The sequence below is a fragment of the Pseudomonas sp. Irchel 3A7 genome (genome assembly GCF_900187565.1).
Lineage (GTDB): Bacteria > Pseudomonadota > Gammaproteobacteria > Pseudomonadales > Pseudomonadaceae > Aquipseudomonas.
In genome coordinates, this window is record NZ_FYED01000005.1 from 68,014 (window position 1) to 83,661 (window position 15,648).

Here is a 15,648-nt window from a genome sequence, read left to right on the forward strand (position 1 = left end):
TACATTCGTGCAACCGAGGGTTGTCAGGCGCTGGCAGCGAGGTTCAAACTGCGGCCTTCGTCGCCGGCCACTCCCGGCGCCTTTCTATATTTATAAGCAAGCGACGCACACCCGCTGTCGAGCGCTTGCGAGTTGACCATCAATTCAGGGACCCGGACATGGAACTGGTTGTAAAGAGCGTTAACCCGGAAACGTTGAAGACCGCCACGCTGGTCGCCGCCGTCGGTGAAGGCCGCAAGCTCGGTGCTGCAGCCAGACAACTCGACGAACTCAGCGGCGGCGCAATCAGCGCTGTCCTCAAGCGCGGCGACCTGGCCGGCAAAGTCGGTCAGAGCCTGTTGCTGCACAGCCTGCCGAACCTGAAAGCCGAGCGTGTGCTGCTGGTGGGCGTGGGCAAGGATGAAGAGCTGGGCGACCGCCCGTTCCGCAAAATCGTCGCCGGCGTACTCAACACCCTTAAAGGCCTGGGTGGCAGTGACGCTGTACTGGCCCTGGATGAAATCGTGGTCAAGGGCCGCGACAGCTACGGCAAGACCCGCCTGCTGGCCGAAACCCTGGTGGACGGCGAATACCAGTTCGACCAGTTCAAAAGCCAGAAAGCCGAACCGCGCGCCCTGAAGAAAATCACCCTGCTGACCATCAAGGCCGCCCAGGCTGAAGTGCAACGCGCCGTGACACACGCCACCGCCATCGCCAACGGCATGGCGTTCACCCGCAACCTGGGCAACTTGCCGCCGAACATCTGCCACCCGACCTTCCTCGGTGAGCAGGCGAAAAACCTCGGCAAAGAGTTCAAGGATCTGAAAGTCGAAGTCCTCGACGAGAAGAAGATCAAGGCACTGGGCATGGGCTCGTTCTACGCCGTCGGCCAGGGCAGCGCCCAGCCGCCGCGCCTGATCGTCATGCAGTACAACGGTGGCAAGAAATCCGAGAAGCCGTACGCACTGGTCGGCAAGGGCATCACCTTCGACACCGGCGGCATCAGCCTCAAGCCGGGCGCCGGCATGGATGAAATGAAATACGACATGGGCGGCGCCGCCAGCGTATTCGGTACGTTGCGTGCCGTGCTCGAACTGAAGCTGCCGATCAACCTGGTGTGCATCCTGGCCTGCGCCGAGAACATGCCGAGTGGCAACGCTTCGCGTCCTGGCGACATCGTCACCACCATGAGCGGCCAGACCGTGGAAATCCTCAACACCGATGCCGAAGGCCGTCTGGTGCTGTGCGATGCCCTGACCTACTCCGAGCGCTTCAAGCCGCAAGCGGTGATCGACATCGCCACCCTGACCGGTGCCTGCGTGGTTGCACTGGGTTCCCACACGTCGGGCCTGCTGGGCAACAACGACGAACTGATTGGCCAACTGCTGAGCGCCGGCCAGGCTGCCGACGACCGCGCCTGGCAACTGCCGCTGTTCGATGAATACCAGGAGCAACTGGACAGCCCGTTCGCCGACATCGCCAACATCGGCGGCCCGAAAGCCGGCACCATCACCGCTGCGTGCTTCCTGTCGCGCTTCACCAAGAACCTGAATTGGGCTCACCTTGATATCGCCGGTACCGCATGGACCAGCGGCGGCAAGGACAAGGGCGCCACTGGCCGTCCAGTCCCCCTGCTGACCCAATACCTGCTGGACCGCGCCAAAGCCTGAAACCAATGATCCAGGGGGCGTTACCTTCGGGTAGCGCCGCCCTGGCTCAGGAACCGCAATGACCAAAGTCGACTTCTATATCCTGCCCAGCGCCGATCCCTCGGCACGCCTGGATTTCGCCTGCAAGCTCACCGAAAAAGCCTGGCGCATGGGCCACCGCGTCTACCTGCATTGCAGCGATGCGGCTCAGCGCGACGACCTCGATGCCCGTCTGTGGGCGTTCAAGGGCGAAAGCTTCGTACCCCACGGCCCCGCTGAAAGCGAACCGGACAGCTTGATCGTGCTGGGTTTTGGCGATGACTGCGGTCAGCACCAGGATTTGCTGGTCAACCTGGACCTGAAGGTCCCGGCCTTTGCCCAACGCTTCGCCCGCGTGGCGGAAGTGGTGGTCGAAGATCCGGTGATCCGCCAGGCCGCGCGGGAGAGTTTCCGTTTCTACCGCGAACAGGGCTATCCTCTGCAAGATCACCGTTTACAGCGACTCTGAGCATTCCGATGGACACTCCAAAACCGCTGCAAAAGTCCGCGCATCTGTTGGACGACCTTGAGTCGATCCGCCAATTGCTCGGCGATGACAACCTGCAACCACCGCTGCTGACCGATACGGTCGAAGAAGGTGACCAGGAACAGATTCCCATGCTGTTCGACACCGTCAGCGAACCTGCACCGACTGTCGTGCCGACACCACCCAAGCCCGCCGCGGAACCGGCGCCGAATGACAGCAAGAACGCCGATGCCTTGCTGTACCTCGACACCGAACTGCGTGCCGCCGCGCAATTGATCATGCAAGACGTGATCGACGACTTCGCGCCGCACATCGAAACCGAAATCAAGCGCCGCCTCAGCGCGCGGCTTGAGCGGTTGTTGAGTCAGTACAACGATTGAGACACGTTGCAAATAGGGCCTTTGTGATTGTGGGCTTGCTGTGGCGAGGGGATTTATCCCCGCTGGGCTGCGAAGCGGCCCCAAAAGATGGGACTGCTGCGCAGTCCAACGGGGATAAATCCCCTCGCCACAGAAGCCCCCATCAACATGGAAAGCCTCGGTATTCAGGTGCTCAGGTAACGCCCGATCAACGCAATCCCGCTCGCCAGCACCAGCCACGTCACCAGCCGCACAAAGGCCTCGCGCGACAGGCGCATGGTCAACCGCCGACCGACCCACAGCCCCAGCGCCATGGCCGGCAGCAGGCATAGCGCCAGGACCAGCAACGGTAGTTCGGCATACACCCCCGCGACCGCAAACAGGCTCAAACGCACCACCGTGCTGCAACTGATCAGTGCACTCTGAGTCGCCCGCGCTTCGTCCTTGGGCAGCCGACTGTTCAGATAGATCGCATACAAAAAACCGCCACTGCCAAACAACGCGCCGAACATCCCGCCCACGGTGCCCATCGGTAACGCCCAAACAGCAGACAATTGCGCCGGACGGACTTTTATCCACAGGCTGTAGATCGCATACGCGCTGATAAACACCCCCATCAACAGCAGCAACAGGTCGGATTTCAGGTTCAGCAGAAAAATCACCCCAAGGGTGCAGCCCACCGCCATGCAGGGCAGCAATCGCAGCAGCTCTGGTTTGGCCACGTCCCGTCGTGAAGGCAACAGATTGCCGAACGCCGCGATGAAATCCAGCAGCACCAGCAGCGGCACGATTTTCGATAAGGGCATGAACAAAATCAAAATCGGCCCGGCCACCAATGCCGTGCCGAACCCGGCGATACCAAACACGATGTAAGCCAGGGCGATGCCCGCCCCGATCACCAGCCAGTCCACTGCGCCGAATGGCCATTGGTTCAACAACTCAGCCACACTCAATCCTCCTTGAATACCGCCGACGACTTTACCCCTGTGGGAGCGAGCCTGCTCGCGAATACGGAATAACATTCAACACTGCAACGACTGACATGACGCCTTCGCGAGCAGGCTCGCTCCCACAAGGGATTTGCGCGGACTCATGGAGATTGTTCACCGAATGCCTTTAAACTGCGCCCCATGATAAAAGATCCCTTTGCAAGACTCGGCCTGGACCGCGAAGTCCTGACCGTCAGCCAGCTCAACGGCCGTGCGCGGGTGTTGCTTGAAGACGTGTTCAGCAACATCTGGGTCGAGGGCGAAATCTCCAACCTCGCCCGCCCGGCGTCCGGGCACGTGTACTTCACCCTCAAGGACAGCGGCGCCCAAGTGCGCTGCGCCCTCTTCCGGCAGAACGCCGCCCGGGTGCGCCAGGCGTTGAAGGATGGTCTGGCGGTCAAGGTGCGGGGCAAGGTTTCGCTGTTCGAGGGGCGCGGCGATTATCAGCTGATCCTCGACACCGTGGAGCCGGCCGGCGATGGTGCGCTGCGCCTGGCCTTCGATGCCTTGAAGGAAAAACTCAGCGCCGAAGGCCTGTTCAGCGCCGAACGCAAAGTGCCGCTGCCGGCGCATCCGCAACGTATCGGCATCATCAGCTCGCCCACCGGCGCGGTGATTCGCGACATCATCAGCGTATTCCGCCGCCGCGCGCCGCAAGTTCAGCTGACGCTGATCCCTACTGCGGTACAGGGCCGCGAAGCCACTGCGCAGATTGTTCGCGCGCTGAAACTGGCGGACGCCCGTGGCTTCGATGCATTGATCCTGGCCCGTGGCGGCGGCTCTCTGGAAGACCTCTGGTGTTTCAACGAAGAAGCCGTGGCCCGCGCCGTGGACGCTTGCGTGACGCCGATCGTCAGCGCCGTCGGCCATGAAACCGATGTATCGATCAGTGATTTCGTCGCCGACGTTCGCGCCCCCACGCCTTCTGCCGCCGCCGAATTGCTGGCACCGGACTCCAGTGATCTGGTGCGTCGGGTCGAGAGCCTGCATCGTCGGCTGGTGATGCGCATGCGCGACCGCCTGATGCGTGACCGGCTGCGCCTGGAAGGTATCTCTCGCCGCTTGCGTCATCCGGGTGAGCGTCTGCGTCAGCAAGCGCAGCGTCTGGACGATCTGGACATGCGCCTGCGCCGCGCCTTCGAGCGCAGCCTCAACACCCGGCGCGAACGACTGATCCGTCTGGAAACCCGCCTCGCCGGACAGCATCCAGGCCGGCAACTGGCGATGCTGCGGCAGCGCCTCGACAGCCTCGCCGAACGCTTGCCCCGCGCCATGCGCGAAGGTTTGAAAAGCCGTCGCCTGCAACTGCAAAGCCAGATGCAGACACTGCATGTGGTCAGCCCCCTGGCGACCCTCGGCCGTGGCTACAGCATTCTGCTGGACGAGCGCGGCAACGCGATCCGTAGCGCCGGGCAAACCCACACCGGCCAGCGCCTGAAAGCCAAACTGGGTGAAGGCGAACTGCAAGTGCGGGTCGAAGACAATCACCTGACGCCCGTCACCCTTTCTTTACTGGATTGATCCATGCCGCGCTTTTTTACTTCGTTTCTGTTGTTGTGCCTGACATTCAACGCCCATGCCGACAGTTACATCACACGCCTGTTGAACAAACCGGTGCCGGGCGGCGTGGCCGTGGTGGACCTGGGCACCGCCGCGCAAGCGCCAAAAGCCAGTTATCAGGGCAAACCGGTGCTGGTGATCAAGGAACAGAACAACTGGCTGGCCATCGTCGGCATACCGCTGACGGTCAAGCCGGGTGCCCAATCCGTCAGCAGCGGCGGTCGTAGCCTGGGGTTCACCGTCGGTAACAAGAAATACCCGGAACAGCGCATCACCCTGAAAAACACGCAACAGGTCAATCCGGATCCGGACAATCTCAAGCGTATCGAACGCGAACTGGCCGAGCAGATCGCTGCCTACCGCACGTTCAGTCCGAATACGCCCAGTAACGTGCTGCTGGATAAACCGGTGAACGGCCCGCTGTCGAGCAAATTCGGCGTGCGCCGCTTCTTCAATGGTGAAGAGCGCAATCCTCACTCAGGCCTGGATTTCGCCGTGCCTGCCGGCACGCCGATCAAGACCCCGGCCGCCGGGAAGGTGATTCTGATCGGTAATTACTTCTTCAATGGCAATACGGTGTTTGTCGACCATGGCCAGGGCTTTATCAGCATGTTCTGCCACATGTCGAAGATTGATGTGAAGGTTGGGCAGCAAATGGCACGCGGCGGTGTGGTCGGAAAGGTGGGCGCTACCGGCCGGGCGACGGGACCGCATATGCATTGGAACGTCAGCCTCAATGATGCGCGGGTGGATCCGGCCATATTTATTGGCGCGTTTCAGCCTTGATTCTCAGGAGAGGCTGATGGCCTCTTCGCGAGCAGGCTCGCTCCCACAGGTTCTCGTTGATCCTTGTGGGAGCGAGCCTGCTCGCGAAGGCGGCGTCATGGACAGCGCCTATTCAGCGTCCAGGTCCTGGATCCCATGGACTTCCCGGTCCGCCAGACAATGCCTGACCCACTCCTGAGTCTCCTCGGAAAACCAGCTCAGCTCCTCCGCCGTGATCAACTCCCGCGCGCACAACCCGAGCAGGTGCGAGCGCGCTTCATGACGTGAAAACCTGAAGACGCCAAACGCCCAATACAGCTCTTTTTGCCCAGCCTTGAGCAATTCCTCGCTGGCGTCGATGCGTTCGTAAGGCGCGACACTCTTGTCCAGCACGATCTTTTCGACGTCGGTCATGATCCGGGTGCACATCCGCTCATGGGCCACCGGACGCAATACGCAATACTGTTTCCAATCGGACTCGTTCATCGCCGACTCCCGCTTGCCAGTCGAGGCTTTCAAGAAGAATAGCCCCGCCGCAAGCAGCCTGCGCTCAAAACACCGATTGCGCATCGCTCAAACCTTGCGCAAACAACCTGAAGATCAGGCTGGAACAGAGCAATAAAATCTCGCTAAAAAGACGCCAACGAGTATTCCTCTCAATTTTTTTCGACTGCTTGCCATCCTTTCCCCCCGCGGTTAGGGTTGAAGGCATGAAAACCTCTCACACCCTCATTCAGCGCCGTCAGCATCGCAGCTTGTGCCTAGTCAGTGCACGACTGCCGGGCTGAATCGCGGTGCCTCGTCTTACGCTTTATCCCCAGAACATTTGATCCACCGGCAGGCCGCCTTTTTTCGGCCCACACAATAAGGATTTCCCGATGAGCATGCTCAAAGACCCGTCTTCGAAATACCGCGCATTCCCGACCATCGACATCCCGGACCGCACCTGGCCGTCGAAAACCATCACCGCCGCCCCGATCTGGTGCAGCTCCGACCTGCGTGACGGCAACCAGTCGCTGATCGAACCGATGGACGCCGTCAAGAAGCTGCGTTTCTGGAAAACCCTGGTACAGGTCGGCGTGAAAGAAATCGAAGCCTCCTTCCCGGCCGCTTCGCAAACCGACTTCGACTTCGTGCGCACCCTGATCGAAGGCGGCCACATCCCGGATGACACCACCATCCAGGTGCTGACCCAGGGCCGTGAAGACCTGATCGCCCGCACTTTCGAATCCCTGCGTGGGGCGAAGAAAGCCATCGTTCACCTGTACAACGCAACCTCCCCTTCCTTCCGCCGCATTGTCTTCAACCAGGACAAGGACGGAATCAAGGAAATCGCCGTGAGCGCGGCCAAGCTGTTCGTCAAGTACGCCGCCCAGCAACCGGAAACCGAGTGGACCTTCGAGTACTCGCCGGAAACCTTCAGCGCCACCGAGCTTGAGTTCGCCAAGGAAGTCTGCGATGCGGTGATCGACGTCTGGAACCCGACGCCCGAGCACAAAATGATCCTCAACCTGCCGGCCACCGTCGAATGCGCGACCCCGAACATCTATGCCGACCAGATCGAATGGTTCGGGCGTCACATCAATCGTCGTGACAGCGTGATCATCAGCCTGCACACCCACAACGACCGTGGTACTGGCGTTGCCGCCACCGAGCTGGGCCTGATGGCCGGCGCCGACCGCGTCGAAGGCTGCCTGTTCGGCAACGGCGAGCGCACCGGAAACGTCGACCTGGTGACCGTGGCCCTGAACATGTACACCCAGGGTCTTGACCCGCAACTGGACTTCTCCGACATCGACGGCGTGCGCAAGGTCGTCGAAGAGTGCAACCAGATCCAGGTTCACCCGCGTCACCCGTACGTCGGCGACCTGGTGCACACCGCATTCTCCGGCTCCCACCAGGATGCGATCCGCAAGGGCTTCGCCCAGCAGAAATCCGATGCCCTGTGGGAAGTGCCTTACCTGCCGATCGACCCGGCCGACATCGGCCGCAGCTACGAGGCGGTCATCCGCGTCAACAGCCAGTCGGGCAAAGGCGGTATCGCCTACCTGCTGGAACAGGAATACGGCATCAGCCTGCCGCGTCGCATGCAGATCGAGTTCAGCCAGGTCGTGCAGCGTGAAACCGATCGCCTGGGCCTGGAAATGACCGCCCAGCAAATTCATGCCCTGCTGCACAGCGAATACTTGCAGGCCAACACCCCGTACGCGCTGGTCAGCCATCGCCTGCAGGAAGAAAACGGCCACAGCGCCGTCGAAGTGGAAGTCGCCAGTAAAGGCCAGGGCGAAACCAACCTGCACTGGCGCGGCAAGGGCAACGGTGCCCTGGAAGCGCTGGTGGCCGGTCTGCCGATTCCGGTGGAGATCATGGACTACAACGAACACGCCATCGGCGCGGGCACCAATGCCAAGGCCGCGGCCTACATTGAACTGCGTGTGAACGGTGAACGTGCGGTGCACGGTGTGGGTATCGATGAAAACATCACCACCGCCAGCTTCAAGGCCCTGTTCAGCGCGCTGAACCGCTCCCTGAGCCAGCCGGAAGCGAAAGCGGCGTAAGCCTTCGCTACAAAGCAAAAGGCCCCAAGGTGCGAACCTTGGGGCCTTTTTGTTTGCCTGTAGTTTTTGTAGCGCGGTCCCGGCCCCTTCGCGGGCAAGCCCGCTCCCACAGGAATTGAGCCAGCCACGAAATCTGTGTACGCCATCAATCACTGTGGGAGCGGGCTTGCCCGCGAAGGGGCCAGTTCAGGCAGTGATAATCTCAGGTGAATTCGAAAGTATCCGCATCCAGATTCGCAGGAAACCGCTGCCGGTAAGCCGCCAGTTCCGCCGCATCCAGCACCACCTTGAATACCCCATCCGCCTCCCCTGCGCTGAGCAATGTCTCGCCCTGGAAATCCAGTACCTGGCTGTCACCGGTATAGGCAAAGCCTTTACCGTCGGTGCCGACGCGGTTCACCGCTGCCACGTAGCACAGGTTCTCGATCGCCCGTGCCGGCAGCAAGCGGTTCCAGTGCTGTCGCCGCGCGCCCGGCCAATTGGCGGTATACAACAGCAGGTCGGTGTCCTGGGCATCGCGGCTCCACACCGGGAAGCGCAGGTCGTAGCAAATCAGCGGTCGCACCCGCCAGCCCTTGAGCTCGAACTGCACCTGACGCTCGCCGGGGGTGTAGTGATTGTGCTCGCCGGCCATACGGAACAGGTGCCGCTTGTCGTAGTGCAGCACCTCGCCGTCCGGCCGCGCCCATAACAGGCGATTGCGATGACTGCCATCGGCGACCTGAATAATGACGCTACCGGTAATCACCGCATCGAGGTTCGCCGCCTGAGTCCGCAACCATTTGCTGGTGGGGCCGTTTTCCGCCTCGGCCAGCGTCTCGGACTCCATGGAGAAACCGGTGGTGAACATCTCCGGCAGGATGATCAGGTCAGCGCCACGAGCCTGTTCGAGCAGCCGCTCGAAATGCTCCAGATTGGCCTGGCGGTCGTGCCAGGCCAGGGTTGTCTGGATCAGCGCAACGGTCAGCTTCGGCAATGCACTCAGATCACGCATAGTTTTTCCGCCGCTTCACGCAGGGTCTCCTCGCGCTTGGCAAAACACAGCCGCACAAGGCGCTGGCCTTCGGGCGGAGTCTGGTAGAACACCGAGATCGGAATGCTGGCGACGCCGTGTTCGCGGGTCATCCACAGCGCCATTTCGACATCATTGAGGTCCGGGCGGATCTGCGAGTAGTCGACCAACTGGAAATACGTACCCGCCACCCGCGTGAAACTGAAACGCGACGGTGCCAGCAGATCGCAGAACAAGTCGCGCTTGGCCTGATAAAAACCTGGCAATTCTTCGACGTGCTCCGGGTGCTCGGCCATGTAATCGGCCAGGGCATATTGCAGCGGGGTCACGCCGCAGAAACTGACGTACTGGTGCACCTTGCGCAGCTCGGCCGTCAGGGCTGGCGGCGCGACCACGTAGCCGGTTTTCCAGCCGGTGACGTGGTAGGTCTTGCCGAAGGAACTGACCACGAAAGCGCGCTGATACAGTTCTTCATGGGCCAGCACGCTGACGTGAGGCACGCCGTCGTACACCAGGTGTTCGTAGACTTCGTCGCTGATCACATAGATGTCGCGATCGCGGATCAACGCTGCCAACTGATCCAGTTCGGCACGACTGATCAGCGCACCGCTGGGGTTGTGCGGGGTATTGAGGATAATCATCCGCGTGCGAGGGCTCAGGGCTTCGGCGAGTTTCTCGAAGTCGATACTGAAATCCTTCACGCCCAATTGCACATGCACACAGCGCCCACCGGCCAGCTCCACCGAAGGTTCGTAACTGTCATAGGCCGGATCGAACACGATGACTTCGTCACCGCTGTGGATAACCGCCTGGATGGCGCAAAAGATCGCCTGGGTCGCGCCGGGAGTGACCGTCACCTCGTGGTCGGCATCGACGTTGACGCCATAGCTACGGGTAATCTTGGTCGCAATCTGCTGACGCAGGGCCGGCAGGCCGGTCATGGGCGAGTACTGGTTGTGGCCACTGGCGATGTGTCGACCGACCGCGTCACGCAGGGCTTGCGGGCCGTCGAAATCGGGAAAACCCTGGGACAGATTAAGCGCCCCGGTCTGCGCCGCGAGCTGAGACATCTGAGTGAAGATAGTGATGCCGACATTCGGCAGCTTACTGGTGATCATCGGTGATTCCCTGCTCTACACCCGGCTCTAACGGCGGCGCGGGAGAGCCCGAGGATAGCCCATCCGGCGCCCATAAAAAAAGGGCGCCAATAGCGCCCTTCTTCTAATAACCAACACATAACCCTGTGGCGAGGGAGCTTGCTCCCGCTCGGCTGCGCAGCAGTCGCAAATCAGTCGATACGTTCTAACTGAACGATCTCGGTTGCAGATAATGGGACCGCTTCGCGGTCCAGCGGGAGCAAGCTCCCTCGCCACAACAAGTCCGCTCCCACAGGGGTGAGGCAAGCCTTGAATCAGCGCTTGTCGCGGCGCTTCTTGTCGGCCTTCTTGTGGTGCGACATCAAGCGGCGCTTCTTGTTGACCTGGCGGTCGGTCAGCGAGTTCTTGTTGCCTTCGTACGGGTTCTCGCCGCCCTTGAACTCGATGCGGATCGGCGTACCGACCAGCTTCAAGACACGGCGATAAGTGTTTTCCAGGTAACGCACGTAAGACTTCGGCACCTTCTCGATCTGGTTACCGTGAATCACGATGATCGGCGGGTTCGCACCACCCAGGTGGGCGTAACGCAGCTTGATCCGGCGGTTGTTGACCATCGGCGGTGCGTGCTCGCCAACCGCGTCTTCCAGGATCTGGGTCAGGCGGTTGGTCGGCCAGCGGGTGACCGCGGACTTGAACGAGTTCTGCACCGAGGCGTAGAGGTTGCCCACGCCAGTGCCGTGCAGTGCCGAGATGAAGTGGATGTCGGCATAGTCAACGAAGAACAGGCGACGCTGCAGCTCGACCTTCACGAAGTCACGCTCGCTCGGCGTCATGCCGTCCCACTTGTTGATCGCGATGACCAGCGCACGACCCGACTCAATGGCAAAGCCCAGCAGGTTGAGGTCGTGGTCTACCACGCCTTCGCGGGCGTCCATCACGAAGATCACCACGTTGGCGTCTTTGATGGCTTGCAGGGTTTTGACCACGGAGAATTTTTCGACTTCTTCGTGGATCTTGCCGCGCTTGCGCACACCGGCGGTGTCGATCAGCGTGTACTTCTCGTCGTTACGCTCGAACGGGATGTAGATACTGTCGCGGGTGGTGCCGGGTTGGTCATACACGATCACCCGGTCTTCACCGAGCATGCGGTTGACCAGGGTCGACTTGCCGACGTTCGGCCGGCCGATGATGGCGATCTTGATCCCGTCTTTTTCGCTCGGGCCAGGAATGCGCTTGGCTTCCTCGCCTTCTGCAACGTCCTCTTCCTCGCCTTCTTCCAGCTCGTCTTCGTCTTTCGGGAATTCACTCAGTGCCGCTTCCAGCAACTGGGTGATGCCGCGGCCGTGGGCGCCGGCGATCGGGATCGCGTGGCCCATGCCCAACGGGGCGAATTCGGCGCGGGCCATTTCCGGGTCGATGTTGTCGACCTTGTTGGCAACCACGTGAGAACGCTTGTTACGTTTGCGCAAATGCTCGGCGATCATCTGGTCGGCGGCGGTGAAACCGGCCTTGGCATCTACCAGGAACAGCACTACATCCGCTTCTTCAATGGCCAGCAGCGACTGCTCGGCCATTTTTTCGTCCATACCATGCTCGTCACCGGAGATACCGCCGGTGTCGATCAGAATGTAGGAACGCCCTTGCCACTTGGCCTCACCGTACTGGCGATCACGGGTCAGACCGGACAAGTCGCCGACGATGGCGTCGCGAGTCCTGGTCAGGCGGTTGAACAAGGTGGACTTGCCGACGTTCGGTCGGCCCACCAGGGCGATTACGGGAACCATGCGGCTCTCCACTTCGTTATTTCAGAAAATACAAAAGCCGCTGCGAGGCAGCGGCTGGTGCTCGGGGCAACACTGTGCGCTTGTCTGTGGGAGCGAGCCTGCTCGCGAAAAACGCCAGGGCACCGCGTTTATTCAGGACGCAAACGTAATCGTTGACGTCCATCGCGAGCAGGCTCGCTCCCACATTCATACCCGCAAGTGAAGCAGCCTGAGGTGGTTAACCCCAAGCATAGTTCTTACTTAATGGTCAGGGCTTCCAGTTTGCCGCTGTTGCCATAGACATAAATCGTGTCACCCACCACCAGCGGACGGGCACGCAGGCCGTCGCTGTCGATGCGTTCGCGGCCGACGAAACGGCCGTCCACCTGGCTCAGCAGGTGCAGGTAACCTTCCAGGTCACCGACTGCAACGTAGCTGGAGAACACTTCCGGGGCCGACAGTTGACGGCGGGCCAGCGAATCGTTGCTCCACAGGGCAGTGGTGGAACGTTCGTCGACACCTTCAACGGTACCCGAAGACAGGCTCACGTAGACGCTGCCGAAACCCTGGGCGACACCGGCGTAGCTGGAAGCATCACGCTGCCACAGCTGCCGACCGCTTTGCAGGTCCAGTGCCGCAACGCGACCCTGGTAGCTCGCGACATAAATCGTTTCGCCGGACAACAGCAGGCCGCCGTCGATGTCGACAACGCGCTCCAGTTCCGAACGGCCTTGCGGGATCGCTACACGCTGTTCCCATACCGGCACGCCGTTGGAAATGTCGAGAGCGACCACTTTACCGGTCGACAGGCCAGCCACCGCGAGACGGTTGGTGACGATCGGCGCGCTGGTACCGCGCAGGGTCAATACGGCAGGCGTGCTGTCATACAACCAGCGCTGGTTGCCGGTCGCGGCGTCCAGGCCGATCAGACGGTCGTCCTGGGTCTGAACCACAACCACATCACCGTTGTTGGCCGGCGGTGCGAGGACTTCGCTGGACACCCGGGAGCGCCATTTCTCTTCGCCGCTGATGGCATCCAGGGCAACGATCTCACCCTTGGTCGTACCGACCGTCAGCAGACCGTAAGCGACGCCAACGGCGCCGGAAACAGGCAGTTCGAGATCTTTCTTCCACTTGACGTCGCCGTTGCTGCGATCCATCGCCATCACCACACCGGTTACATCGGCGGCATAGATGGTGCTGCCATCGATCGCCGGTACCAGCATGTTGTAGGTTTCGCCCTGACCGTCACCGATCGAACGACTCCACTGCTTTTGCAGAACCACTTCTTCCTTGAAATCGGTCAACTCGGCCGGTGGCAGTTCTTTCTTGCTGTTGCTGCTGCAACCTGCGGCCAAAATGGCCAGGGTCAGCAATGCTGCATGTTTCCAACGGATCACGTCACGCATCCCCTTTGGCCAGGTCGTCCAGCTTGATTTGTAGGCCACCGACCGCCGCTTCATCCGACAGTGCCGCCTTGGCTTTTTGATACGCCGCGTGCGCTTCATCGGTACGACCCAGCTGCACCAGCAGGTCGCCCTTGAGTTCTTCGCGAGTGGCCAGGAAGGCCTTGTCGGCATCGCCTTCGAGCAGTTTCAGGGCCTCATCGGCCTTGTTCTGCGCGCCCAGCACCTGCGCCAGGCGCTGACGGGCGATTTCGCCCAGTGCCGGGTTGGCCGGTTTGTCGGCAATGGCTTTCAGTTCGCTGGCTGCGTCATCCAACTTGCCGCTGTCGACGGCGACTTTCGCCACGAACAGGCTGCCGTATTGCGCATAGGCGCTGCCGCCGAATTCGCTGTTGAGCTTGGCTGCGAGGTCCGAAACACGGGCCGCGTCAGGCTTGCCGTCCGGCGTCAGTGTGGTCTCCAGCAATTGCTGGTAGAGCACCGAGGCGCCTTGCGACTGGTTGTTCTGATACTTCTGGAACGCCTGCCAGCCGAACACGATAACCAGCGCCAACAGGCCGCCAGTGACCAGGGGCTTGCCGTTGCGTGACCACCATTCCTTCAAATCCGCCAGGTTTTCGTCTTCGGTACTCGACACCCCAATACTCCTTAATCGCTAAATCGGCTGTTAAGACAGCTTCAACCCTGCACGACGCAGGTGGCCAGGTGTGCAGCAAGCGCATCCCAGGCAATGCTTTGTTGTTCGCCCTGGCCACGCAGGGGTTTGAAACCTACCACTTGCTGGGCCATCTCGTCGTCACCGAGGATCAATGCATACAACGCACCGCTCTTGTCGGCTTTCTTGAACTGGCTTTTAAAGCTGCCGGCGCCGGCATTCACTTGCAGGCGCAGGTTGGGCAATTGGTCACGCACACGCTCGGCCAGGGCCAGGCCGGCCAGCTCGGCTTCTTCACCGAAGGCGCAGAGGTAGACGTCGACCTGACGGGAGATCTCTTCCGGGATCTGCTCGAGGGTTTCGAGCAGCAGGACCAGGCGCTCGATGCCCATGGCGAAACCGACACCCGCGGTCGGCTTGCCACCCATCTGCTCGACCAGGCCATCGTAACGACCACCGGCACACACGGTGCCCTGGGCGCCCAGTTTATCGGTGACCCACTCGAAAACGGTCTTGCTGTAGTAATCCAGCCCGCGAACGAGCTTCGGGTTGATCACGTAAGGAATGCCGGCAGCGTCCAGACGAGCCTTGAGGCCCTCGAAGTGCACGCGGGACTCTTCGTCGAGGTAATCGGCCATTTTCGGCGCATCGACCAGAATCGCCTGCGTCTCGGCGTTCTTGGTGTCCAGTACCCGCAACGGGTTGGTCTTCAGGCGACGCTGGCTGTCTTCGTCCAGCTTGTCCAGGTGCCCGGACAGGAACTCGACCAGCGCTTCGCGATAACGGCCACGGGACTCGCTGGTGCCCAGGCTGTTGAGCTCGAGCTTGACCGCATCGCGGATACCCAGCTCGCCCCACAGGCGCCAGGTCAGCACGATCAGTTCGGCGTCGATGTCCGGGCCGTCGAGGTTGAACACCTCGACACCGATCTGGTGGAACTGGCGATAACGACCTTTCTGCGGCCGCTCGTGGCGGAACATCGGGCCGATGTACCAGAGCTTCTGCACCTGGCCACCGCCAGTGATGCCGTGTTCGAGCACTGCACGCACGCACGCCGCGGTACCCTCGGGACGCAGGGTCAGGGAATCGCCGTTGCGGTCGTCGAAGGTGTACATCTCTTTTTCGACGATATCGGTCACTTCACCGATGGAGCGCTTGAACAGCTCGGTGAACTCGACGATCGGCATGCGGATCTGCTTGTAACCGTAGTTATCCAGCAGACGCGAAACTTTGCCTTCGAAATGACGCCACAGCGGGGTCTGTTCGGGCAGGATGTCGTTCATGCCACGAATGGCTTGCAGAGACTTGCTCACAAAAATTCCTTAATTCG

Annotated in this window: 14 protein-coding genes; 6 read left to right on the forward strand and 8 right to left on the reverse strand. The window is 61.0% G+C overall.

All coding sequences use genetic code 11. The features are described from left to right. The first annotated feature begins 158 nt into the window (after window positions 1-158). The 3 genes from CKW21_RS09690 to CKW21_RS09700 are packed head-to-tail and all read left to right on the forward strand — an operon-like array spanning window position 159 to window position 2,534. Complete coding sequence (locus CKW21_RS09690) at window positions 159-1,649, forward strand: leucyl aminopeptidase (RefSeq protein WP_095193760.1); 1,491 nt, start codon at window positions 159-161, stop codon at window positions 1,647-1,649. A gap of 58 nt (window positions 1,650-1,707) precedes the next feature. Continuing rightward, entirely contained in the window at window positions 1,708-2,136 is a 429-nt protein-coding gene (locus CKW21_RS09695) for a DNA polymerase III subunit chi (protein ID WP_095193761.1), read from the forward strand. Window positions 2,137-2,144: 8 nt separating this feature from the next. Continuing rightward, the gene (locus CKW21_RS09700; RefSeq protein WP_095193762.1) at window positions 2,145-2,534 is read left to right on the forward strand and encodes a DNA polymerase III subunit chi; all 390 of its coding nucleotides are present in this window, start codon (window positions 2,145-2,147) and stop codon (window positions 2,532-2,534) included. 164 nt (window positions 2,535-2,698) lie between these two features. Here CKW21_RS09700 and CKW21_RS09705 read toward each other — a convergent pair whose 3' ends face one another. Continuing rightward, window positions 2,699-3,466, reverse strand: coding sequence for a sulfite exporter TauE/SafE family protein (locus CKW21_RS09705; protein ID WP_095193763.1), 768 nt, complete (start codon window positions 3,464-3,466; stop codon window positions 2,699-2,701). 177 nt (window positions 3,467-3,643) lie between these two features. On the opposite strand from CKW21_RS09705, the gene xseA reads away from it, so the two are divergent. Both xseA and CKW21_RS09715 read left to right on the forward strand, forming a co-directional pair. Beyond that, window positions 3,644-5,023, forward strand: coding sequence for an exodeoxyribonuclease VII large subunit (gene xseA / locus CKW21_RS09710; RefSeq protein ID WP_095193764.1), 1,380 nt, complete (start codon window positions 3,644-3,646; stop codon window positions 5,021-5,023). Between the two features lie 3 nt (window positions 5,024-5,026). Continuing rightward, a complete protein-coding gene (locus tag CKW21_RS09715; protein WP_095193765.1) occupies window positions 5,027-5,848 on the forward strand; it encodes a M23 family metallopeptidase in 822 nt (273 codons plus the stop codon). Window positions 5,849-5,956: 108 nt separating this feature from the next. Here CKW21_RS09715 and CKW21_RS09720 read toward each other — a convergent pair whose 3' ends face one another. After that, window positions 5,957-6,313: a hypothetical protein gene (locus tag CKW21_RS09720; RefSeq protein WP_095194065.1), complete on the reverse strand. Its 357-nt coding sequence runs from the start codon at window positions 6,311-6,313 to the stop codon at window positions 5,957-5,959. Window positions 6,314-6,705: 392 nt separating this feature from the next. Between CKW21_RS09720 and leuA the strand changes: the two genes are divergently transcribed. Further along, a complete protein-coding gene (gene leuA, locus CKW21_RS09730) occupies window positions 6,706-8,385 on the forward strand; it encodes a 2-isopropylmalate synthase (RefSeq protein WP_095193766.1) in 1,680 nt (559 codons plus the stop codon). Between the two features lie 202 nt (window positions 8,386-8,587). Here the strand turns inward: leuA and CKW21_RS09735 are convergent, their stop codons facing one another. From CKW21_RS09735 to hisS, 6 genes are all read right to left on the reverse strand, one after another. Next, window positions 8,588-9,379 (reverse strand): amidohydrolase, encoded by a 792-nt coding sequence (locus CKW21_RS09735; RefSeq protein ID WP_095193767.1) that lies wholly within the window; start codon window positions 9,377-9,379, stop codon window positions 8,588-8,590. Next, window positions 9,367-10,515 carry a pyridoxal phosphate-dependent aminotransferase gene (locus CKW21_RS09740; RefSeq protein ID WP_095193768.1) on the reverse strand — a complete coding sequence of 383 codons (1,149 nt, stop codon included), beginning with the start codon at window positions 10,513-10,515 and terminating at the stop codon, window positions 9,367-9,369. Before CKW21_RS09740 ends, CKW21_RS09735 begins: the two co-directional genes overlap by 13 nt. A 293-nt stretch (window positions 10,516-10,808) precedes the next feature. Beyond that, complete coding sequence (der, locus tag CKW21_RS09745; RefSeq protein WP_095193769.1) at window positions 10,809-12,278, reverse strand: ribosome biogenesis GTPase Der; 1,470 nt, start codon at window positions 12,276-12,278, stop codon at window positions 10,809-10,811. Between the two features lie 236 nt (window positions 12,279-12,514). After that, window positions 12,515-13,666, reverse strand: a complete 1,152-nt coding sequence (gene bamB / locus CKW21_RS09750; protein ID WP_095193770.1) for an outer membrane protein assembly factor BamB — start codon at window positions 13,664-13,666, stop codon at window positions 12,515-12,517. After that, window positions 13,659-14,300, reverse strand: coding sequence for a tetratricopeptide repeat protein (locus CKW21_RS09755; RefSeq protein ID WP_095193771.1), 642 nt, complete (start codon window positions 14,298-14,300; stop codon window positions 13,659-13,661). Before CKW21_RS09755 ends, bamB begins: the two co-directional genes overlap by 8 nt. Window positions 14,301-14,341: 41 nt before the next feature. Then, entirely contained in the window at window positions 14,342-15,631 is a 1,290-nt protein-coding gene (gene hisS, locus CKW21_RS09760) for a histidine--tRNA ligase (protein WP_095193772.1), read from the reverse strand. Window positions 15,632-15,648 lie beyond the last annotated feature (17 nt).

What these genes read in the sequence shown, in the direction of transcription:
- CKW21_RS09690 (WP_095193760.1), top strand. Translation starts at nt 159, where the DNA reads ATGGAACTGGTTGTAAAGAGCGTTAACCCGGAAACGTTGAAGACCGCC.
- CKW21_RS09695 (WP_095193761.1), top strand. Translation starts at nt 1,708, where the DNA reads ATGACCAAAGTCGACTTCTATATCCTGCCCAGCGCCGATCCCTCGGCA.
- CKW21_RS09700 (WP_095193762.1), top strand. Translation starts at nt 2,145, where the DNA reads ATGGACACTCCAAAACCGCTGCAAAAGTCCGCGCATCTGTTGGACGAC.
- xseA (WP_095193764.1), top strand. Translation starts at nt 3,644, where the DNA reads ATGATAAAAGATCCCTTTGCAAGACTCGGCCTGGACCGCGAAGTCCTG.
- CKW21_RS09715 (WP_095193765.1), top strand. Translation starts at nt 5,027, where the DNA reads ATGCCGCGCTTTTTTACTTCGTTTCTGTTGTTGTGCCTGACATTCAAC.
- CKW21_RS09720 (WP_095194065.1), bottom strand. Translation starts at nt 6,313, where the DNA reads ATGAACGAGTCCGATTGGAAACAGTATTGCGTATTGCGTCCGGTGGCC.
- leuA (WP_095193766.1), top strand. Translation starts at nt 6,706, where the DNA reads ATGAGCATGCTCAAAGACCCGTCTTCGAAATACCGCGCATTCCCGACC.
- CKW21_RS09735 (WP_095193767.1), bottom strand. Translation starts at nt 9,379, where the DNA reads ATGCGTGATCTGAGTGCATTGCCGAAGCTGACCGTTGCGCTGATCCAG.
- CKW21_RS09740 (WP_095193768.1), bottom strand. Translation starts at nt 10,515, where the DNA reads ATGATCACCAGTAAGCTGCCGAATGTCGGCATCACTATCTTCACTCAG.
- der (WP_095193769.1), bottom strand. Translation starts at nt 12,278, where the DNA reads ATGGTTCCCGTAATCGCCCTGGTGGGCCGACCGAACGTCGGCAAGTCC.
- bamB (WP_095193770.1), bottom strand. Translation starts at nt 13,666, where the DNA reads ATGCGTGACGTGATCCGTTGGAAACATGCAGCATTGCTGACCCTGGCC.